This window comes from Serratia sp. CY84636 (genome assembly GCF_052166245.1).
In the GTDB taxonomy this organism is placed as follows: Bacteria; Pseudomonadota; Gammaproteobacteria; order Enterobacterales; family Enterobacteriaceae; genus Serratia; species Serratia nevei.
The window spans coordinates 121,069-140,702 of record NZ_JBJNOX010000002.1; the positions used below are offsets into that span (position 1 = coordinate 121,069).

At 60.1% G+C, this 19,634-nt stretch carries 18 protein-coding genes and 1 tRNA gene; 5 read left to right on the top strand and 14 right to left on the bottom strand.

Annotated features, from left to right (window positions below; translation table 11 throughout):
* Positions 1–7: 7 nt before the first annotated feature.
* Positions 8–1,408 carry a D-serine/D-alanine/glycine transporter gene (cycA, locus tag ACJ8QI_RS04940; protein ID WP_197652030.1) on the bottom strand — a complete coding sequence of 467 codons (1,401 nt, stop codon included), beginning with the start codon at positions 1,406–1,408 and terminating at the stop codon, positions 8–10.
* Between the two features lie 349 nt (positions 1,409–1,757).
* Between cycA and ACJ8QI_RS04945 the strand changes: the two genes are divergently transcribed.
* A tRNA-Lys gene (locus ACJ8QI_RS04945) sits at positions 1,758–1,833 on the top strand.
* A 220-nt stretch (positions 1,834–2,053) separates the two neighbouring features.
* On the opposite strand, the gene ACJ8QI_RS04950 is transcribed toward ACJ8QI_RS04945, so the two are convergent.
* Together ACJ8QI_RS04950 and ACJ8QI_RS04955 are read right to left on the bottom strand one after the other, a co-directional pair.
* Positions 2,054–2,557 carry a DedA family protein gene (locus ACJ8QI_RS04950; RefSeq protein WP_442532157.1) on the bottom strand — a complete coding sequence of 168 codons (504 nt, stop codon included), beginning with the start codon at positions 2,555–2,557 and terminating at the stop codon, positions 2,054–2,056.
* Between the two features lie 74 nt (positions 2,558–2,631).
* The gene (locus ACJ8QI_RS04955; protein WP_087762294.1) at positions 2,632–3,945 is read right to left on the bottom strand and encodes an MFS transporter; all 1,314 of its coding nucleotides are present in this window, start codon (positions 3,943–3,945) and stop codon (positions 2,632–2,634) included.
* Between the two features lie 383 nt (positions 3,946–4,328).
* Between ACJ8QI_RS04955 and ACJ8QI_RS04960 the strand changes: the two genes are divergently transcribed.
* Positions 4,329–4,631, top strand: a complete 303-nt coding sequence (locus ACJ8QI_RS04960) for a putative quinol monooxygenase (protein WP_087762370.1) — start codon at positions 4,329–4,331, stop codon at positions 4,629–4,631.
* 128 nt (positions 4,632–4,759) lie between these two features.
* Here the strand turns inward: ACJ8QI_RS04960 and ACJ8QI_RS04965 are convergent, their stop codons facing one another.
* From ACJ8QI_RS04965 to ACJ8QI_RS04995, 7 genes are all read right to left on the bottom strand, one after another.
* Complete coding sequence (locus tag ACJ8QI_RS04965; protein WP_169318246.1) at positions 4,760–5,302, bottom strand: hypothetical protein; 543 nt, start codon at positions 5,300–5,302, stop codon at positions 4,760–4,762.
* Entirely contained in the window at positions 5,286–5,852 is a 567-nt protein-coding gene (locus ACJ8QI_RS04970) for a GNAT family N-acetyltransferase (protein WP_442532158.1), read from the bottom strand. Before ACJ8QI_RS04970 ends, ACJ8QI_RS04965 begins: the two co-directional genes overlap by 17 nt.
* A gap of 122 nt (positions 5,853–5,974) precedes the next feature.
* Positions 5,975–6,694 carry an enoyl-CoA hydratase-related protein gene (locus tag ACJ8QI_RS04975; protein ID WP_149572207.1) on the bottom strand — a complete coding sequence of 240 codons (720 nt, stop codon included), beginning with the start codon at positions 6,692–6,694 and terminating at the stop codon, positions 5,975–5,977.
* Positions 6,687–7,859: an MFS transporter gene (locus tag ACJ8QI_RS04980; RefSeq protein ID WP_442532159.1), complete on the bottom strand. Its 1,173-nt coding sequence runs from the start codon at positions 7,857–7,859 to the stop codon at positions 6,687–6,689. The genes ACJ8QI_RS04975 and ACJ8QI_RS04980 overlap by 8 nt, the downstream gene beginning before the upstream one ends.
* Positions 7,856–9,067, bottom strand: coding sequence for a 5-aminolevulinate synthase (gene hemA, locus ACJ8QI_RS04985; protein WP_060440242.1), 1,212 nt, complete (start codon positions 9,065–9,067; stop codon positions 7,856–7,858). The genes ACJ8QI_RS04980 and hemA overlap by 4 nt, the downstream gene beginning before the upstream one ends.
* A gap of 15 nt (positions 9,068–9,082) precedes the next feature.
* Positions 9,083–10,294, bottom strand: a complete 1,212-nt coding sequence (locus ACJ8QI_RS04990; RefSeq protein ID WP_060440241.1) for an acetyl-CoA C-acyltransferase — start codon at positions 10,292–10,294, stop codon at positions 9,083–9,085.
* Between the two features lie 9 nt (positions 10,295–10,303).
* A complete protein-coding gene (locus ACJ8QI_RS04995; protein ID WP_442532160.1) occupies positions 10,304–11,833 on the bottom strand; it encodes a 3-hydroxyacyl-CoA dehydrogenase NAD-binding domain-containing protein in 1,530 nt (509 codons plus the stop codon).
* Positions 11,834–12,167: 334 nt separating this feature from the next.
* Here ACJ8QI_RS04995 and ACJ8QI_RS05000 point away from each other — a divergent pair, with 334 nt between their 5' ends.
* The 3 genes from ACJ8QI_RS05000 (at position 12,168) to ACJ8QI_RS05010 (ending at position 14,350) form a co-directional block, all read left to right on the top strand.
* Entirely contained in the window at positions 12,168–12,884 is a 717-nt protein-coding gene (locus tag ACJ8QI_RS05000; protein ID WP_060440239.1) for an autoinducer binding domain-containing protein, read from the top strand.
* A 179-nt stretch (positions 12,885–13,063) separates the two neighbouring features.
* On the top strand, positions 13,064–13,492 hold the full coding sequence (locus tag ACJ8QI_RS05005; RefSeq protein WP_019456450.1) for a universal stress protein: 429 nt from the start codon (positions 13,064–13,066) through the stop codon (positions 13,490–13,492).
* Positions 13,493–13,669: 177 nt separating this feature from the next.
* Entirely contained in the window at positions 13,670–14,350 is a 681-nt protein-coding gene (locus tag ACJ8QI_RS05010; RefSeq protein WP_060419615.1) for a hypothetical protein, read from the top strand.
* A gap of 46 nt (positions 14,351–14,396) precedes the next feature.
* Here ACJ8QI_RS05010 and ACJ8QI_RS05015 read toward each other — a convergent pair whose 3' ends face one another.
* Genes ACJ8QI_RS05015 through ACJ8QI_RS05030 form a run of 4 tightly spaced genes read right to left on the bottom strand, consistent with a single transcriptional unit; the run spans position 14,397 to position 19,632 of the window.
* Complete coding sequence (locus ACJ8QI_RS05015) at positions 14,397–15,410, bottom strand: Ldh family oxidoreductase (RefSeq protein ID WP_089185785.1); 1,014 nt, start codon at positions 15,408–15,410, stop codon at positions 14,397–14,399.
* A 19-nt stretch (positions 15,411–15,429) separates the two neighbouring features.
* Positions 15,430–16,995 (bottom strand): APC family permease, encoded by a 1,566-nt coding sequence (locus ACJ8QI_RS05020; protein WP_063989483.1) that lies wholly within the window; start codon positions 16,993–16,995, stop codon positions 15,430–15,432.
* Positions 16,996–17,039: 44 nt separating this feature from the next.
* Positions 17,040–18,656 (bottom strand): aldehyde dehydrogenase (NADP(+)), encoded by a 1,617-nt coding sequence (locus tag ACJ8QI_RS05025; protein WP_442532161.1) that lies wholly within the window; start codon positions 18,654–18,656, stop codon positions 17,040–17,042.
* 55 nt (positions 18,657–18,711) lie between these two features.
* Positions 18,712–19,632, bottom strand: a complete 921-nt coding sequence (locus tag ACJ8QI_RS05030) for a dihydrodipicolinate synthase family protein (RefSeq protein WP_060419606.1) — start codon at positions 19,630–19,632, stop codon at positions 18,712–18,714.
* Positions 19,633–19,634 lie beyond the last annotated feature (2 nt).

Here is a 19,634-nt window from a genome sequence, read left to right on the forward strand (position 1 = left end):
TTTTGCATCATGCGGTTTTCTTCTTGCGCAGGAACACGTAAGACAGGCCGAGCACGATGAACCACAGCGGGGTGACGATCAACGCCTGGCGGGTGTCTTCGCGCAGCGACAGCAGCACCAGCACGAACACGAAGAACGCCATGCACACCCAGCACATCAGTTTGCCGGCCGGCATCTTGTAGATCGATTTCTGGTGCAGCGCCGGGCGCTGTTTACGGTAGACCAGATACGAGCACAGGATGATGGTCCAAACGAACATGAACAGAATCGCCGATACGGTGGTCACCAGGGTGAAGACCGTCATCACGTTCGGGATCAGGTAAATCAGCACCACGCCGCCCAGCAGGCAGATGCAGGAGAAGGTGAGGCCGTTGGCCGGCACCGCGCGCTTGGACAGATTGGCGAACGATTTTGGCGCGTCGCCTTCCTGCGCCAGCCCGAACAGCATGCGGCTGGTGGAGAACACGCCGCTGTTGGCGGAGGAGGCGGCGGAGGTCAGCACCACGAAGTTGATCACGCTGGCCGCGGCAGGCAGGCCGATCAGCACGAACAGTTCAACGAACGGGCTCTTGTCCGGCACCACGGAGCTCCACGGCGTCACCGACATGATGACGATCAGGGAGAACACGTAGAACATGATGATGCGGATCGGAATCGAGTTGATGGCGCGCGGCAGCGATTTCTCCGGATCCTTGGTTTCTGCGGCGGTGGTGCCCACCAGCTCAATGCCGACGAAGGCGAATACCGCAATCTGGAAGCCGGCGAAGAAGCCGCTGATGCCTTTCGGGAACATGCCGCCGTCATTCCACAGATGGGTGAATGAGGCCACGGTGCCGGTCGGCGACTGGAACTGCATGGCGATCATCACCAGCCCGGCGACGATCAGCCCGACGATGGCGACGATTTTGATCATCGCAAACCAGAATTCCATTTCGCCGAACATCTTCACCGTCGCCAGGTTAAGGCCGAGCAGCAACAGTACGCACAGCAGCGAAGCGATCCATTGCGACAACCCGGGGAACCAGAACTGGGCGTAGGCGGTAATCGCTACGACGTCGGCGATGCCGGTGACCACCCAGCAGAACCAGTAGGTCCAGCCGGTGAAGAAACCGGCCCACGGGCCGAGCAGATCCGCAGCGAAATCGCTGAACGATTTGTATTCCAGATTGGACAGCAGCAGCTCGCCCATGGCGCGCATCACGAAGAACAGCATAAAGCCGATGATCATGTACACGAAGATGATCGAAGGGCCGGCCAGGCTGATGGTTTTACCTGAGCCCATAAACAGACCGGTGCCGATGGCGCCGCCGATGGCGATCAGTTGAATATGTCGGTTAGTGAGGTTTCGCCGTAGATGATCTTCTGAAGCGGGCGTCGCGTCAGTCGCTATTTTAGAGTGATCTACCATCTGATGATGTCCTGTTTTACCTGTCATTAGTGAAGTCGCGAGCTCTGAAGTGGCTCTTTTTTATACATTTATCCGGTTGGCCCGGCTTTAGTAAGGTAGTGCAATAACGCCACCTTTGTGCAACATGTTTACAACATTTATACGCGGGATAAAAGTCGATCAATCTTTACACGGAGGAGGCAAATCGGACGTTCAGGGAGCGGAAGATTACTCTTCAAAAGGTGGGATTAATAGACCTTATGCGGCTTATCTCGTTGATTAAACAAAGGGTTGTAAAATTCGCATGAGAAAAAGTAATGAGTGTAAGCGTTTGACAGCGGCATTGGCGAGGAGGACAATTTATCTCGTTGGGTCGTTAGCTCAGTCGGTAGAGCAGTTGACTCTTAATCAATGGGTCACAGGTTCGAACCCTATACGACCCACCAACCAAATCAGCGTGTTACGCCCAGGCTTTTCTCCGTTTCTTCCCGCATTGCGCCGTTTTAAGCGCGCATTCTGCAAAAAAATTCGCATTTTTCGACTGATGTTCAGAAAGGTGATCTGGCGCAAACTGCGGTGTTGCACGGCAGTTTATACGGCAAGAGAGGCTGTGCGCTGGCGCAACGTCGGCGCATGGGGCGGTCATTTGCCCAAGAATCTTTCAGGTCAAGATGCGGGGAATAAATGCGCAGCCGACATCAAGATCAGCGCCCAGGCGGCGGCCGAGAGTGCGGCGGTGGCATAGACGCGCCCCAGCGGCAGCTTCAGCATGCCGGCCATCAGCGGTACGGTATAGCGCATTACCGCCAGAAAACGCGAGGCGAACAGCAATGGCAACCCGCGCTTTTGCAGGGCGCGCTGGGCTTTGTGCAGCGGAGCATGAAAACGCGCCGGTAGCCGGCTGCCAAGATCGCGGCGGCATAGCAGCGCGCCGCAGTGGAATGACAAGATCGATCCCAGCGCGGCGCCGAAGGCGATGGCCGCCCAAACGGTGCCGACAGGCAGCGCGTGCTTGCCCGCAACGATGCCCATCAGCAGCGTGACCGAGGCGGGCGGCAGGACGGAGGAAACGAAGATCACGGATTTACCCAGCGCAAACAGGAAAATCAGCAGCAGCAACATCTCCGGCTCCGGGCTGTATTTGGCGATAATGTGCGTCAATTCATCCATTTAACACCTGTGGGCGAGGAGGCTGAATGCCAGTGTCCCATCCGCAGGTTCAATAATGGCTAAATAACGCGCCGCTATCCGGCAATCTTTGCGTCTTGCTTGCTCACGTCGGCGCGCCGGTTTTTGAGCGCCCACAACAGCGCGGCGCACAGCAGTGCAAAGGCGGCCAGCACCAGCGGCCCGGCATGCGGGCTGTGAAAACGCTGTTCCGCCTCGGTGCGGATAAGCGGAGCTAAAAAGCTGAACGCCGCGCCGAGCGTGGTGCAAAAGCCGATGCCGGCCGCCAGCGCCGGGCCGGTAAGCACCTGAGCGGGAAACGTCCAGAAAATCGGCTGTACCGCCAGGAAACTGACTGCACAACAGCTCAAGGCGGCGATAGCGAGCAAAGGACCGGCATAGGAAGAGACCACCAGCCCTAACGCCGCCGCGACCATGCAGGCGACGGCGATCGGTAGTCTTCTGGCGGTGTTTCTGTCGGCAAAGCGCGGCAGGAAATAGACGCCCAGCGCAGAGAACGCCCAGGGAATGGCGGCCACCAGCGAGGCCTTGAAGCCGAGATGGGTGCCCATCAGCGAGGCGACCTGCGAAGGCAGGAAAAACATCAGGCCGTACACGCCGATCTGCAGGGTGCCGTAGATCAACGCCAGATGCCAAACTTTGCCGCTTCTCATCGCCGCTTTGACGCTGCTGGTTTCGGTCTGCTGCTGTTCGGCGGCCAACTGTGCGACCAGCGCCGTGCGCTCTTCCTCAGTCAGAAAGCGGGCCTGCTGCGGGCTATCGTCGAGATAGAAAAAGGCGAAGACGCCGAGGGCGACGGCCGGCAACCCTTCCAGCACGAACATCCAGAACCAGCCGGGCTTACCCAGTACGCCGTGCATCTCCAGCAATGCCCCCGACAGCGGGGAGCCGAGCGTCAGGGCCGCCGGCACGCCGAGCACGAAAATGCCAATGACCGAGGCGCGCACCTTATTGGGAAAATAGATCGACGCGAGCAGCAGGATGCCGGGGTAAAACCCGGCCTCGGCGATCCCCAGCAGAAACCGCAGGACGATAAACTGCTGTTCGTTAGTCACCAGCCCGGTGCAGGCCGACAGCGCCCCCCACAGCGCAGTGGTGGCGCTGAGCCAGCGTTTGGCGCCCCAGCGATTCATCAGCAGGTTGGCCGGGATGCCGAACAGCGCATAGGCAGCAAAAAATATCCCGGCACCCAATGCGAAGGCGGATTGCGACAGCGCGATATCGATGGCCATCGCGTCCTTGGCAAAGCCGACGTTAACCCTGTCGATAAAGGCGATAAAGTACATGGCGAACATCAATGGCACCAGCCTGCGCCAGGTTTTACGAATGGCGACGTTGAGCGCAGGAGCGGCATAGGTGGTGTGATTCACTGGCGTTAACCTCTCTTCTGAGAATGACAAGCGTCGGTCACAGGACCGTCCTGATGCCGTTGCCCTCAACACGACGGTAACCACGGTTTCTTTTCGCGATCCTTAAAGGTCTAAAGGACTAATGGTCAGGCCTTTAAGGGCGAAAAAAACGCCGCGTATCGGGTCGGCAGGGGGGTGCAGACATCACCATGGTGAATGGTGTGTTGCTTTTTTGTTAACCGGAAGTTCACACAGGGCCAGGGTAGGTTCAAGCGCTTTGATCGAGATCTGTGTGCGCTATCACCGAATTGGCAACCCGGCGATAGGCCTGGAGTAGGGTGCTTTCATCTCGGGAGTGAGGACGATAAGGTGAGGCACGGCAAAACAGAATGCAGGAGCGCAACATGCTGAAGGTCATCGCTGAAGACTTTATCCAGCCGGAACACATTGAAACCGTTATGCCATGGTATCGCGAGCTGGTGGAGAAAACCCGTCAAGAACCGCTGTGCATCAGTTATGAACTGTGCATCGACCAGCAGGACCCCGGGCATTTTATTTTTATCGAAAGCTGGCCGGATCGCGCCGCCCTGGATGTGCATTGCCAGACTGAGCATTTCACTCGGCTGGTACCGCAGATCAACCACTATCAGCGCAAGCCTTGCACCTTCCTGTTTATGCAGGCATTTCCCGAGGTGAACGATGACTAGATGAAAAAAGCCCCGCAGGGGGGCGGGGCTAATGGCTTCTCAATGCATTTTGTAGTGGTTAAAAAATAACCTTATTACTTGAGGCATGCTCTGAGAATGCTCCTAAACGCATTCACTAAATGAATGTATTAGGTGGGGGCTTCGCTGGCGGTTTTGATGGCGTGCAACATACGGCGCCGTATCAACCCGCTCACCAGGCGAATAGTATACCAATAGGGAATAAACCGCCGCCGGCTGGCGTCGTCGGGGCAAAAGATGCGCGTTTCCGTCACCAGACGACAGCGCCCGCCCTCGAGAGGACTCACAACATAGCCCAGCGCGAGTTTGGCGACGCCGGGCTGAGCGAAGGCCAGAAAGCCCGCCCCGTCAGCGACATGCTCCAGACCGTATTCAGCCTGCCAAAATCGGCCGATCAGGCCATAGACCAACGCGTTGTCATCTTGCTCAAGCAGGCAAAAGTTATGCAGGCCAAACGGCGGTGGGCTGGGTTTATCGCGTGGCATCAGCCGTGCGGGCAATTCGCGCAGCGCTATCATGCTGCGGAAAAAGCGATCGTGCTTGGGATCGTAAGCGGCCACGGCCGCCAGTATCCGGGCCGACGGCGCGGCGATGGTGATGGCATGCCGCTCCGAGAACTGGTATTGCCCAAGGTATTTATTCAGCAGCGCCATGCTTTGCATTCTCCCGCCATTCACTTTGCAGCAGAGCGAAACCGAATTCGTCGCCCCACGCGCCTTTAAAAAACACGTTTTGCCGCCAATGGGCCTCGCGCCGAAAACCCAGCTTGCCGAACAGCGCGGCGGCGCCAAGATTACGCGCGTCCACCACTGCGGTAATGCGGTGCTTCGCCAGCGGCCCGAACAGCAGGGCGATGACGGCGTTCAGCGCCTCGTGCGCCATCCCTTGCCGCTGATGGCTGGGCGCGAAGGTCACGCCCAGTTCAGCCTGGCGCCCCGCATCGAAGAAATGCACCGCGACATCGCCCAGCAACGCGCCGTCTTCGCGGCGCTCGACCGCCAGTTGAAACCAGCTGTCGTCACGGTTGAACTCGAGCCGCCGCTGCCGTTCGAAAAAGGCCTGCGCATCGGCGGTGTCGTAGTCGCTCCAGCTTTGATAGCGCGCCACGTCGGGGTGGCTGCGGTAGGCGGTAAAATGGGGCAGATCGTCGGCCGTGAACGGGCGCAGGATCAGCCTGGGAGTCTGCAGAGGCAAAGGGCGCATTGTTTTTCCTTATCAGCGCATTAGGGCTACCGGCAGTGTAGCCCAGCGCCGAGAGGTGGGCTGCGTAAAATGAGCTGTGGCGGAAAAGCGGAAATGCCGGTTCAGGCGAACCGGCAGGGGGATTATCGGCGGGCGGCAGCCTGACGCAGGCGCTCGACCGGGCCTTGTTGAAAATCGAATGAGGGAGCTTCCTGTCGTGCCAGCCCCTGGCGCACGATGGCCTTAACCGTTTGGCTGGCGGCAAGATCTTTTCCGGCGATCTGTTCGGCGATGCGCAGTGCTTCTTCCCGGGCCGTTCCCTCGCTGATACGGGAAATGGCGCCGTGTGATAACGCCTCCTGCGCATCGACGATTCTGCCGGTCAGCAGCCAGTCGAGTGCGACATAGGGAGAAACTCGCGCCGGCAAGCGCGCGCACCCGCCTTGTGCGGCGACCAATCCGAGCCCGGTTTCGGGGAAGCTGAAGCGTGCGCCCTGGCCGGCGACGATCAGATCGCAGGCCAGGGCGAGCTCAAAGCCACCTCCGCAAGCGATGCCATCAACGGCGGCGATGATCACCTTGGCGATCTGTGCATGGATCAGCCCGCCAAACCCCTCCGGCGTGACAATGGGCAGTTCACCCTGATGAAAGGCGTTGATATCCATGCCGGCGGAAAATACCGCCGGTTGACCGGCCAGGACGATCGCGCGCACCGAGTCATCGTTATCTGCCTGCCGCAGGTAGGTGCGGATCAGCTCGGCCATCTGCAGGTTGATGGCGTTCTTTTTTTCCGGCCGATTGAGGGTGATGACCGCAACCAGCTCGCCATGGCGCTCATAAAGCACCGGGAGGGCTTCATTCATTGTTGGTCTCTCCCCGGAAAAACAGCAGCGTCAGCAGCAGGGCGATGGCGCCGAGCGGCAGCGAAAACAGCGGCAGGTAATGGGCCGGCAGCGCGTAGAGCGTCAGGCCGCCCAGCATGCCGCCCGCCGCGATGCCGGCGTACAGCACCGAGCTGTTGAGCGACACGGTCAGTGCGCCAAAGCGTTTCGACAGCGACAACAGGTGATGTTGGATCGGCACCAGATACATCCAGCCGGTAATGCCCCAGACCAGGAAGATGGCCAGTACCCACCAGGGGGAAGTGACATAAAAGGCCAGCAGAAACAGGGACAGCGTCTGGAACGCCACGGAAAATAGCAGCACAAACTTGCTGCCGAGGGCATCGGTTAACGCACCGGAGGCAAAATTGCCGATTACCGCGCCAATGCCGAACACCAGCAGCGCGAGGGGCAGAATCGCCTGCGGGCCGAACTGGGTGTTTTTCAGCAAGACGCTGACGTAGCTATAGACGATGTGTTCCGAGCAAACGGCAAAAAAGGTGATCAGCAGCGTAGTCAGCACCGCCTTTTGCCGCAGCGGGGCGAGCCGCTCTTTCAGCGAATGCTTGCCCGGTGGCGCAATGGCGCGCAGCGCCAGCGAAAGGCCCAGCAGCGCAATTGCCCCCAACAGGGCGATGAACAGGAATATTTCACGCCAGCCGATCAGTTTGGCGAGAAAGGTACCGAATGGAATACCGAGCGCAATAGCCAACGTCATGCCCCCATAGACGATGGAAATGGCCAGGCCGCGGCGTTTTTCCGCCACCAGCCCCACTGCGGCGGCGGCGGCCTGCGGCGTGTAACAGGCTGCACCCAATGCGGCCAGCACTCTGCCGAACGAGATCTGCAGGTAGCTGGTGGCCCAGGCGCAGGCCAAATTGCCGGCGATGAACAGCACCAGCGCCAACTGTAGGATATGCTTGCGGTTGACGTTGCCGAGCAGCCAGGCGGTCAGTGGCGAGAACAGCATATAAGCCAGCGCGAATACCGATATCAACTGCCCCGCTTGCGCGGGGCTGACGGCAAAGGTATCGGAAATGTCACTGAGCACGCCGGCGACGATAAAGGCGTCGGTGCCGATGGCGAACGTGCCGGTCGCCATTAGACAGAGCGTGACCAGATGGCCGTTATAATCCGCTAACTTCATCCTGCCCTCCGCAGATCGTTCGCTGCCCAGACCCGTCCCAGCGCCGCCAGGAACGTCTCCACGTCGGCATGGGAGTGCGCCGAGGTTGGCGTTACCCGCAGCCGCTCGCTGCCTGCGGGCACCGTCGGCGCATTGACCGGCTGCACGTAAATATCATGCTCATCGAGCAGTACTTTGCTGATGTGTTTGTTGCGGTGCGGATCGCCGACCCGCAGCGGCAGGATATGGCTGTCGGCCGACACCAGCGGAATGCCGGCGGCGCGCAGGCCGGTTTTCAGGTGATCGACGATCGCCAGCAGGTGCTTGCGCTGGGTGTCATGCTCGAGGTTGTATTTAAAACTGGCTAGCGCGGCGGCCACCACCGGCGCCGGTGACGAGGTGCTGAAGACGAATGCCGGGGCCCAGCTGCGCACCGCCTCCACCACCGAGCGGGGGGCGGCGATATAGCCGCCCGCCGCACCGTAAGACTTGCCGAAACCGCCCTGAATAATGGTGATTTTATCCAGCAGGCCCAGCTGTTCGGCGTAGCCCAGCCCTCGTTCGCCATAGACGCCGGCGGAGTGGATCTCGTCGAGATAGGTCAGCGCCTGATACTGTTCCGCCAGCGCCACGATCTGTGCCAAGGGAGCGAAGTCACCGTCCATGGAATACAGCGACTCGAAGGCGATCAGCTTTGGCCGCGCCGGATCGGCGGCCTGCAGCAGCTCGGCGAGGTGTGCCACATCGTTGTGGCGGAAGATCTTTTTCTCCGCCTTGCTGTAGCGGATACCGTAAATCATCGAGGCGTGATTCAGCTCGTCGGAGAATACGATCAGATCGGGAATGGCGTCGCACAGGGTGGACAAGGTGGCGTCGTTGGCGCCGAAACCGGTAGTGAACAGCAGAGCCGATTCTTTGCCGTAAGCGCTGGCCAGCAGCGTTTCCAGCTCGCTGTGGTAGACCGAGGTGCCGGAAATGCTGCGGGCGCCGCAGGTGCCCAACCCGACCCGGTTAACCGCTTCGGTGGTGGCCAGCAGCACTTTGGGGTGGTGGCTCATCGCCAGATAGTCGTTCGAGCACCAGACGTTGAGACGGCGCTCACCTTGGTGTCCGTGGCTGGTGGCCCAGGGTTTGTCCTGTACGCCGCGTTCAAGGTTGAGGAACTCGCGAAAACGCCCCTGTTTTTTGGTTTCCGCCAGCTTTTCTTCAAGAATGTTCAGTACGCTCATAGCATATTCCTTGTGTTAAACGGCTTTAAGGTTTAGTGACAGACCCTGGCCGACGCCGACGCACATCGTCACCAATGCGTTGCTCGCCTGTCGGTCGCGTAATTCCAGCGCCGCCGACAGCACCAGGCGCGCACCGGACATCCCCAACGGATGACCGAGCGCGATGGCGCCGCCGTTCGGGTTAACCCGCGCGTCGTTGGCGTCGATACGCCAGTGTTTCAGCGCCGCTAGGACCTGTGAGGCGAACGCTTCGTTAATCTCGATGATGTCGAAGTCGTTCAAGGTGAACCCGCCGCGCTGCAGTAAGCGCTCGGTGGAGGCGATCGGCCCCAGCCCCATCAGCGCCGGTTCAACCCCGGCGGCCGTGCTGTCGCCGATCTCCGCCAGAGGTTGCCACCCCTGACGCTTCACGTAGCGCCCGGAAGCCAGCAGCAGCACGGCGGCGCCGTCGTTGATGCCGGAAGCGTTGCCTGCCGTGACTGTACCGCCGGCGGAGAACGCCGGTTTCAGCGTCTGCAACTGTTGCAGCGTGCTGAGCCGGGGAAACTCGTCCTGCGCGAATATGCGGGTCGTTTTACGATCCGCCGGCACGTCTACGGGCGTGATTTCCCGTGCCAGCCGGCCGCTGTCGATCGCCCGGCGAGCCTTTTGCTGCGAGGCCAGCGCGAACAGATCCTGTTCCTCGCGTGAGATATGCTGCCGTTGAGCCACGTTTTCTGCCGTGATGCCGAGCGGATCGCTGCCGTAGCGCTCCGCCAGCCGCGGATTAACAAAGCGCCATCCCAGCGTGGTGTCGTACAGCTTTACCCCCTTATCGAACGGCGTTTCGCTCTTGCTCAGCACATAGGGCGCGCGGCTCATGCTTTCCACGCCGCCGGCCAGAATCAGTTCGCTAAGGCCGCTGCGGATTTTTGCCGCGGCGTAGATCACGGCATCCAACCCGGAGGCGCAAAGGCGGTTGAGGGTGATGGCCGGCACCGACGGATCCAGTCCGGCAAGCAGCGCCGCCATGCGGGCGACATTGCGGTTGTCCTCGCCGGCCTGGTTGGCGCAGCCCAGAACCACTTCGTCCAGGCTCGTTTCCGCCGCCGGATGGCGCTGCAGCAGACTGCGAATGATCGTTGCCGCCATGTCGTCGGGGCGGGTATGCGCCAGGCTGCCACCATAGGTGCCGATCGCCGTGCGCGTGCCGTCGATCAGATAAACGCCGTCATCTTGAATGCTCATCATTAATCCTTAAGGCGTTGTCGTCAGCGCCGGTTGCGCGGCGTGCAGAAGGGTGTAATGCGGCGCATAGCGCGCCGCGTGCAGCAACTGCGCCAGGTTGCTCAGCGTCGTCCTGACGTTTTTCTCCCCCAGGCTATCGAGCCAGCCGAAAATGCCGTCGGCGTAGTTAACGCCGGCGACGGCGGCGACATCGATGTCTTCCCGGCTGCAGACGCCGCTTTCCACCATGATCACCGACTCGTTGATTAGGCTGCTGAGGACGCGGGCGACGATCAAGGCCGGGGAATCCTTGATAAATTCAACCTGCGGGATTGCCGTGTGCAGCAGGCGTAAGAACAGCGCTTTATTGGCCCCAGAGGCGTGGCGGCTGTGCGCTGCCACCAGATACGCCGTGTCGGCGTAATTCAGGGCAACATCGACCACAAAGGCATCCGCCGCCGTCTGCTCGGCCAGCTGGTTTGCCGTGCGGCCATCGGTGATGCTGATGGTGAAAGCGTCATTGATCCGGACGGCCGGCCCCAGGCCCGGTAATGCCGGCCGTTGTTCCACGCGCAGCCGTGGCCACTGAAGCGCGGCCCGCTGTTGTAACAGGGTAAAAAAAGGGTGTTCGCCGTAAACGTGCAGCGTCTCAATGTCTGCATCGGTGGCGGCCATCACCGGCGGGGCGTTTTCTTCGACGGCAAAATAGGAGCGGCCGTTCTTTTTTCCCAATAGACCGGCATCGACCAGCGAACGCTGCAGGTGGCCGGGGGTATAGCGCGCGTCGTATTGCATGTCCTGCCAGATTTGCCGACTGACCTGATAGTTGATGTCCTGGCCGATAAAATCGGTCAGTTCGAGTGGCCCCATACGAAAGTGCCCACCGGCCTTGAGGGCACGGTCGATCTGCGGCGCGTGCGCCACGTGTTCTTCCAATAGGCGGAACCCTTCCAGGTAGTAGGGGCGGGCCATGCGGTTGACGATAAACCCCGGCGTGGCCTGGCAGACGACGTCACGTTTCCCCAACGCGGCCACCAGCTGGCGGCAACGCTCCGTGGTGGCGTATGCGGTACAGTAGGCCGGGATGATTTCAATCAGTTTCATCAGCGGCGCGGGGTTGAAAAAGTGCAAACCGATAAACCGCTCGCTGTGCGTCACCGCGGTTGCCAGCTTATTTAGCGACAGTGAGGAGGTATTGGTGGCGATCAGCGTGTCGGGCTTGACTGCAGCGGCGATGGTCGCCAGCACCTCAAGTTTGGTTTGCTCTTGCTCGGCGATGGTTTCTATCACCAGCTCGCTGTCGGCAATGGTCTCAAATACCGAGGTGAACACCAGATTGGCCAACACCGCGCCTTTATCCTGCAGCGCGATCTTGCCCTGTTCGACTTTCTTGTTCAGGTCTAGCTCGATATAGTCGCGAGCCTGACTGAGGGTATTGCCGTTGCGATTATAAAGCACCGTGCGAATGCCTTTTTGCGCGAAAAGATAAGCGATGCCTCTGCCCATCGTTCCCGCGCCGATAATCGCAGCCGACTGAATTGCCGCATTACTTTCTGCCATAGAAAATCCCCGTCACTGTATGCCATGCGAAATTCGCAAATGCTTATTATCTCTTTGGATTTACGGCGGCACTGGGTGCCTGTCTGGAAAGTAATTGGCGGTGTCCCGGCTGTCTAACGGTAGAAATGACAGGTTTACGTGCCGAGGAGATTATGCTATTCGCGCAGTTTTCCAATTCGGTGCAATAAAAGGCTTATTTTAAAGGGAATAGCTGTTTTCGTTATAGCGTTGGTATTTTTTATTATATGAAACGGCTACTGGCGCCGGGCGACGATATTCTATAGTGAGTCTGACCTATCGATAAATCGGCATCGCTATCTGGAGAACCTGCGTTATGGATACCCGCACTCAACGGCTCATGGCGGAGGTAATTGGCAGCCTGGCCGATCGCGAATGCTTTCTGACGCAGCTGGAGCCCTGCGCCGAGGCGTTAGGGTTTGATTACTTCTCCTATATCGTGTTTTCCTGTTATCCGGCCAGCCGCCCCAAAATGCTGATCGAAGGGAATTTTTCAGCGAACTATCTCGAGGATTATCGGCGGCAGCGGGTGTATTTGCAGGATCCGGTTATTGAGCGCGCTCACCATTCCACGCTGCAGTTCCAGTGGGACGAAAGCTTTTATCACGAGCGGCCGACGCTTTGGCGGCATATGGCGCAATTCGGCCTGTGCGCAGGTTGGTCGCAGTCGGTTAAGGATTGCTATGGCCGGCTGGGGATCCTGACGTTTGCCGGTAAAGCACTACCCGAGCAAGCGCCGCAAGCGCGCGCAGTAAATGAAACTTTTTTCCTTTGGCTGGCGCAAACCGCCCATAAAACGCTGCGTGAAGCCTTGATATCGGTGAATGACGACGCGATAAAAGATGTGCTGACGCTGCGCGAAAAAGACATCTTGCGCTGGTGCAGCGAAGGGAAAACGGCGGAAGAGATCGCGCTGTTGATGGGAGTGAGCGAGCGCACGGTCAATTTCCATATCGGCAACTCGATTAAAAAACTTTCTGTCGCTAATAAGACCGCCGCTACCGCCAAAGCGGTTTATTTGCAGCTGATTTAATCTCGAGTATTAAATAATTAATCGCCTATCCGTTAGCGGCGCGATGTTTATATTTTGTTAAATTAAGAACTATCCTTATCAGTATTTACCCCCGATCACAAAAGCGTGATAAAGCGATTCACCGCGCCCGTGCGCGGCAGTATTCTGTAGGCACCCGGTTTACATAGAAAGGACGTGATATGTACAAGACTATTTTGGTGCCGATCGATATTGAAGAGGATCTGTTGACCGAGCATGCGCTGAAGCATGTGGAATACTTGGCGAAGATGTCCGGCGCTAAAGTGCATTTCTTCCATGCGCTGCCGGATGCTTCGGCTTTTGTTACTGCCTATTCGTTCGGTCTCAAGGAGTTTGAGAATCAGGCGGAAGTGAAGGCGGTGGATAAACTGAAGAAAATCATGTCGGAAATCGATCTGCCGTTGGATCGCCTTAATTACACCGTCAGCTTCGGCTCTGCGCGCGATCAGGCGCTGGAGCTGGCAGAAGAGATCGACGCCGATCTGATCATCATCGGTTCGCGCCGCCCGAGCGTGAAAACCTATCTGCTGGGGTCTAACGCTGCTGCTATCGTTCGCCATGCCAATATTTCGGTGATGGTCGTCAGATAATCCGTTTTAAGCCCACCGTTTTCGGGCGCGTTCTGCGTTTGCCAGTCGGCTGCAGAGCGTGCCTGGCGTTTTATTGCCATCTCAGCCTGAGCTGCTACGATTTTAGCTGACGTTTTTATGCCAACCGGGCCACCGGCCTTGCGCATATTCTTCATCTCAGCCAGAAGAGGGGCAGCTATGCCATTAGAAGTCGATGGGATCATCAGAGGCGATCGGGGCAGTGAACCGAGCCGTTGGCAACACGCGTCAACCAAACCGCTTATCACGCTGACCTGGCATCACACCATTCCCTGGAACTGTTTGCGTAATGTCTGGAATGGTCTGGTCGCGGGGCAGCATTGGGACGCGCTGGACGAGTTTATGAACCTGATCGGTGTGCCAAACCGCGCCGAGGTGCTCAAACAGATCAAGAATAAAAACCTGCAGGATCGCGATGGATTACACACTTTGGTGACCTGGCAAGGATGGAATATCGTCGAGGGGCCGGGTAATGAATATCGTGCGCAGGGAGACGATCCCGGTGAAAATTTCGACGGTTGGTCGGGTAAGGGGATGAGCACTAACCAGCAGGCGACGCAGCAGCAGGTCAACGTGTTGTACCGGGTGATGGAGCCGTTGGGCCGCCGGGCGCTGGACGCCGCCAGACAGGCGCCGCCCATTACCGCTAAGGAAGCGGGCATTTTGCAACGGACGATTAAACAGACCCGCCCAACGTTGCGAGGAAAGGAACCGATCCGGTGGCAAGAAGACATGTGGCATCAGGTGCAGTCGGGTAAAGAGGCGAAACACTTCGCCCGCTGGGATACCAAACCGGTATGGCGCAAGCGTCTGCACAGCGACTTGGCTCAGGCAGGGTAAAACTCGCCTCGCGCCGAATTGCCGGCGCGAGGGAATCAATCCGGCGCTAATCGCACAGCGCCACGATTTCGTCGAACAGCGTTCTGGGGATCTCCACGCCGTCTTGTTCGCTCAGCCTCCGCTGCCGATAACGGCGTTCGCCGGGGATGCGTGCGCCTTGCGCCTGCATATCAGCAAACATCGCCTCTGCGCTGGCGAAATATTTCGCCTTATCCGCACCGAGAAAACGTTCAGGATCCAACGCGATGATCAGTTCACCGCCGTAAGGCGACGAACCGGTGCCGTCGTCGTAGGCCAGCGATTCCTTGCTGGTCATATCGCCGATCAGCGGCCCGGCCAACAATTCAACCATCGCCGCCAGCGCCGAGCCCTTATGTCCGCCGAAGGTCAGCATTGCGCCCTCCAACACGCTGGCGGCATCGGTGGACGGATTGCCTGCCTTATCAATGCCCCAGCCTTCAGGCAGCGGGGTGCCTGCGCGGCGATGCAATTCGATTTCGCCGCGCGCCGTCGCGCTGGTGGCCATGTCGAACAAAAACGGCGGCCGATCCGGGCGCGGCCAGCCGAAGGCGATGGGGTTGGTGCCGAACAGCGGGCGCGAACCGCCGGCCGGCGTCACCCAGGCGTGGCTGGGCGTGCAGGCCAAGGCCACCAACCCCTGCTCGGTCAGCGGTTCGATGTCGGCCCACAGCGCGGAGAAGTGCACGCAGCGGTTGATCGCCAACGCGGCGATACCGTTGGTGCGCACCTTATCGATAAAGGCCGGCAGAGCGGTGCGGTAGGCCAGCAGAGAAAACGCGCCGCCGGCATCGGCGCGCAAGATAGCCGGCGCCTGGTCGAACAGCCTGGGTATCGCATCGGCAGAAACCTTGCCTGCCTGCAGCGATCGCACGCAGCCCAAGAGCCGGTACAACCCGTGCGAAGCGCAGCCGTCGCGTTCACCCTGGGTGACATTTTGCGCTACCGCCTCGGCATGCGCCTGATTGAAACCGTTGCTGCGCAGTGCGCGCAACGCCAGTTGATAAGCCTGTTCCAGCGACAGAACGTGCATGGATGTCATTTTGATGTCCTCCCTGGGTTCATTCTTCTTCATCGCCGATAAAATTGGCCTGGGGTAAACAGGTATAGGCGCCCCAGTAGTAAACCGCCAGCGCAATCACCGCCATGGTAAGGGTGTCCCACGGGTGGGCAATGGCGCCGATGCCGCCGAAGCTGCTGAGGTAGGAGAGTGCGATCACCAGCGCATAGAAGACGATCAGCCACAGCGAGGACCAAATTTGCTGCCGGAGGCTAACGGCGTGGGTCGGCACCTGATTTTTGAACAGGATGTAGATGAAGAACATCAGGATCTGCAAACCGAGCAGCCAGGAGACGGTATCCCAGCCGGACCAGAAGACGATCAGCGCCGAAATGATAAACGACAACGGGCCGAGCACGCAGAAAGCGCGCACCCGGAACGGACGCGGCATATCGGGCGCATTGCGCCGCAGCCCGGCGGCGGTGACCGGGGCGATGGCGTAGCTCAGTACCAGCGCGGCGGACACCACGCCGATCAGCTTTTCCCACGACGGGAACGGCAGCGTCCAGAATACCGAGAGAGCGAAGGTCAGCCACAGCGCCGGGCGGGGAATGCCGGACTCGCCATCTACCCGGGTGAACAGTTTGAAGAAGGTGCCGGCGCGCGCCCAACCGTAGATTACGCGAGGCGTGGCGTTCATATAGATATTGCCGGTGCCGCTCGGTGAAACGATCGCGTCGCTGACCACCAGAAATGCCAACCATCCCATGCCCAGCGTGATGGCGATATCGCGGAACGGCAGGGAGAACTGTTGGCTGATACCGGCCCAGCCGCCGCTCAGCATCTCGCTGGGGATACTGCCGAGAAACGCTATCTGCAGCAGCACATAGATGATGGTGGACAGCACCACCGACAGGATCAGCGCGATGGGAATGGTGCGCTGCGGCCTTTGCACCTCGCTGGCGACCGAAATGATCGGCGTCAGGCCGAGGTAGGCGAAGATGATGCCGCCGGCGGAAATGGCGGCCTCAACCCCGGCGGAACCGAAGGGAGCAAAGCCCTGGCTGTGCAGGTTTTCCGGTTTGAAAAAGCTGAACAACACCACGATCACCAGCAGCGGCACCAGAAATTTCAGCACGCTGATCAGGTTATTGGATTTGGCGAAGGTTTTGACGCTGTAGTAGTTGAGCGCGAAGAAAAAGCACAGCAGCGCCAGCTGCACCAGCCAGCCGATCGGCGTAGGGTCGCCGGAACCCGGCTGGCTGAGGAACGGGAACCAAGCGGCGGCGTATTGCCGGGCGGCGACGACTTCGATGGCGATCAGGCTGGAGAAGGCGATCAGCGTGATAAACCCCAGCAGATAACCCATCAGCTCGCCGTGCGAGAACACCGGATAGCGAATGATGCCGCCGGCGCGCGGCAGGGCGGCGCCCAGTTCGCAGTAGACGATACCGAGCAGCAGCACCGCCAGGCCGCCGATCAGCCAGGAATAGATGCCGGCCGGGCCGGCGATGGAGGAGACATGGCTGGCGGCGAACAGCCAACCGGAGCCGAAGATGGCGCCCAGACCGATGAACGTCAGATCGGTGAGCGTAAGCTGCTTCTTGAATTTGCCTTGGGTTGTCATGGTATTACCCTTTTGTTATTGAGTGGCAGGCAGATGCGGCCGGGCTAATTTTGGGCAGGTGAAACCAGGGGATCTCGGGTGAATACGCCGTTCATCAGCCGCAGAAGGTTGAGCGGGTTGGCGTCCTGCAGCGGTGGCGGCAACAGCGCCGCTGGCGTGTTTTGCAAACAGACCGGCCGCAGGAAACGTTCGATGGCCAACGTGCCTACCGAGGTGCCGCGTGCGTCGCTGGTCGCCGGATAGGGACCGCCGTGCACCATGGCGTCGCACACTTCTACCCCGGTCGGATACCCGTTGAACAGCACCCGGCCGGCTTTGCGCGCCAACAACGTCGTCAGCCCGGCGGCCATATCGAGATCGCCGTCATCCGCCAGCAGCGTGGCGGTCAACTGACCTTGCAATGCCGCCAGCGCCGCGTACAGCTGTGCTTCGCTATCTACAGCGACCAGGATGCTGGCCGGGCCGAAGACCTCCTGTTGCAGCAGCGGATCGGCCTGCAGCAGCAGCGCCTCCTCCGCTTGATACAGCTGTGCCGTCGCCCGATGAGGGGGCATTTCGCCGCGGCCCGCCAGACGGCGCATACCCGGGTGCGCATCGAGGGCCGCCAGCCCGTGACGGTAGTGTTCCAGCGTGCCGGTATTCAGCATCGGTTGCGGCTCGGCGGCGTTGACCAAGGCGCTCATCGTTTCGGCCAGCCGATCGAAGGCGGCGCCACGCAGCGCGACGATCACGCCGGGCTTGGTGCAGAACTGACCGCAACCGAGCGTAAAGGAAGAGACCAGTTCCTGCGCGATATGCTGCCCGCGCCGCGCCAGCGCCTGTGGCAGGATCACGACCGGGTTGATGCTCGACATTTCGGCGAAGACCGGGATGGGTTGGGGGCGTTGCGTCGCCAGATCGAAGAGCGCTCGACCGCCTGGCAGTGAGCCGGTGAATCCCACGGCCTGAATCGCCGGATGTTGTACCAGGTCGGCTCCCACGCGGTTGCCGAAGATCATGTTGAAGACGCCGGCAGGCATCCCCGTGCGTTTCCGGGCGCGCTCGATCGCCTGAGCGGTCAGCTCGGCGGTGATCATATGGCCGCTGTGCGCCTTGAACACGACCGGGCATCCGGCGGCGAGCGCGGCGGCGGTATCGCCACCCGCGGTGGAGAACGCCAGCGGGAAGTTGCTGGCGCCGAATACCGCCACCGGGCCGAGCGCCGTGCGGTATTGACGTAGATCGGGGCGCGGCAGGGGGGAGCGCTGCGGCAGCGCGCAGTCGATGCGCACGCCCTCGACGTCGCCGCGCCGCAGCAGCGTAGCGAACAGCCGCATCTGGCCGCTGGTTCTGGCTCGTTCGCCGCTCAACCGCGCCGGCGGCAAGGCGGTTTCCTGCATGGCGAAGGCGAAGAAAGCCTCATCCAACGCGTCTAACTCCTTGGCAATGGCGTCGAGAAAGTTCGCGCGTTGTTCCGCGCTGAGCTGCGAATAGGGTGCAAAGGCCGCGGCGGCAGCTTCTGCGGCGGCGGCGGTTTCTGCCGCCGTGGCCTGGTGGAAGCGGTAGCCGGTCGGCTCACCGTCGTCGGCGCGCAGGCTGAGCAGCGTCGCTTCCCCTGCGGCGCAGCGCTGGCCGCCGATAAATTGTTGGCCGCTGATGGCGGCATAGCGATCGTTGGGCATCGGTTCCCCCCGGTAGAGAAAGCATGACGCCCGGCATGGCCGGGCGATGAAGGTGTTACAGGCCGACGTTCGGCAGCGCAGGGCGAGTGGCCAGCGCTTTCTCGATCACGGCGTTGATCTCGGTGAGCGTCTCGCCCTGCAGCGGCAGGCGCGGCGGACGAGTGACGGCGCTGCCGCGGCCGACCCGCTGTTCGCAGAGTTTGATGCACTGCACCAGATCGGGGCGGGCATCGAGGTGCAGCAGTGGCATAAACCAGCTGTACAGCGCCAAGGCTTCCTCATAGCGTTTTTCCTTCGCCAGCCGGAACAGCGTTTCTCCTTCGCGCGGGAAGGCATTGGACATGCCGGAGATCCAACCTTGCGCACCAACGGCGAGGCTTTCCAGCACCACATCGTCCAACCCGGCAAACAGCACGAAGCGATCGCCGACTTCGTTGCGCAGATCGATAAAGCGGCGGGTGTCGCCCGAAGAGTCTTTGAAGCACACGATATTTTCGCAGTCGACCAGCGAGGTCAGGATGTCGGGCGTGACGTCATTTTTGTAAATGGGAGGATTGTTGTAGACCATGATCGGCAGATCGGTCGCGCCGGCGACGCTGCGGAAGTGCGCGGCGGTTTCGTGCGGCTTGGCGGAGTAGACCAGCGCCGGCATCACCATAATCCCGTCGACGCCGGCCTTTTGCGCTTCACGCGCCATGTTCTGCGCGAAGGCGGTGGTGAACTCGGCGATGCCGGCGATCACCGGAACTTTACCGTCGGCGGCGTCTCTTGCCACTTCGATCACCGCCAGCTTCTCTTGCGCCGTCATCGAGGTGTTTTCACCGACGGTGCCGCACACCACCAGGCCGGAGACGCCGTCGCGCACCAGGTTTTTAATCACCGTATGAGTGGCATCGAGGTCCAGAGAGAAATCGTTGCGGAACTGGGTCGTCACCGCCGGGAATACGCCGCTCCAGCTTATTGCTTTATGGCTCATCG

Coding starts and splice junctions, on each gene's coding strand:
- ACJ8QI_RS05030 (WP_060419606.1), bottom strand. CDS start 19,632: ATGAGCCATAAAGCAATAAGCTGGAGCGGCGTATTCCCGGCGGTGACG.
- ACJ8QI_RS04950 (WP_442532157.1), bottom strand. CDS start 2,557: ATGGATGAATTGACGCACATTATCGCCAAATACAGCCCGGAGCCGGAG.
- ACJ8QI_RS04970 (WP_442532158.1), bottom strand. CDS start 5,852: ATGCGCCCTTTGCCTCTGCAGACTCCCAGGCTGATCCTGCGCCCGTTC.
- ACJ8QI_RS04990 (WP_060440241.1), bottom strand. CDS start 10,294: ATGAGCATTCAAGATGACGGCGTTTATCTGATCGACGGCACGCGCACG.
- cycA (WP_197652030.1), bottom strand. CDS start 1,408: ATGGTAGATCACTCTAAAATAGCGACTGACGCGACGCCCGCTTCAGAA.
- ACJ8QI_RS05015 (WP_089185785.1), bottom strand. CDS start 15,410: ATGACATCCATGCACGTTCTGTCGCTGGAACAGGCTTATCAACTGGCG.
- ACJ8QI_RS04975 (WP_149572207.1), bottom strand. CDS start 6,694: ATGAATGAAGCCCTCCCGGTGCTTTATGAGCGCCATGGCGAGCTGGTT.
- ACJ8QI_RS05010 (WP_060419615.1), top strand. CDS start 13,670: ATGCCATTAGAAGTCGATGGGATCATCAGAGGCGATCGGGGCAGTGAA.
- hemA (WP_060440242.1), bottom strand. CDS start 9,067: ATGAGCGTACTGAACATTCTTGAAGAAAAGCTGGCGGAAACCAAAAAA.
- ACJ8QI_RS04995 (WP_442532160.1), bottom strand. CDS start 11,833: ATGGCAGAAAGTAATGCGGCAATTCAGTCGGCTGCGATTATCGGCGCG.
- ACJ8QI_RS05005 (WP_019456450.1), top strand. CDS start 13,064: ATGTACAAGACTATTTTGGTGCCGATCGATATTGAAGAGGATCTGTTG.
- ACJ8QI_RS04965 (WP_169318246.1), bottom strand. CDS start 5,302: ATGGCGCTGCTGAATAAATACCTTGGGCAATACCAGTTCTCGGAGCGG.
- ACJ8QI_RS05025 (WP_442532161.1), bottom strand. CDS start 18,656: ATGCCCAACGATCGCTATGCCGCCATCAGCGGCCAACAATTTATCGGC.
- ACJ8QI_RS04960 (WP_087762370.1), top strand. CDS start 4,329: ATGCTGAAGGTCATCGCTGAAGACTTTATCCAGCCGGAACACATTGAA.
- ACJ8QI_RS04980 (WP_442532159.1), bottom strand. CDS start 7,859: ATGAAGTTAGCGGATTATAACGGCCATCTGGTCACGCTCTGTCTAATG.
- ACJ8QI_RS05020 (WP_063989483.1), bottom strand. CDS start 16,995: ATGACAACCCAAGGCAAATTCAAGAAGCAGCTTACGCTCACCGATCTG.
- ACJ8QI_RS05000 (WP_060440239.1), top strand. CDS start 12,168: ATGGATACCCGCACTCAACGGCTCATGGCGGAGGTAATTGGCAGCCTG.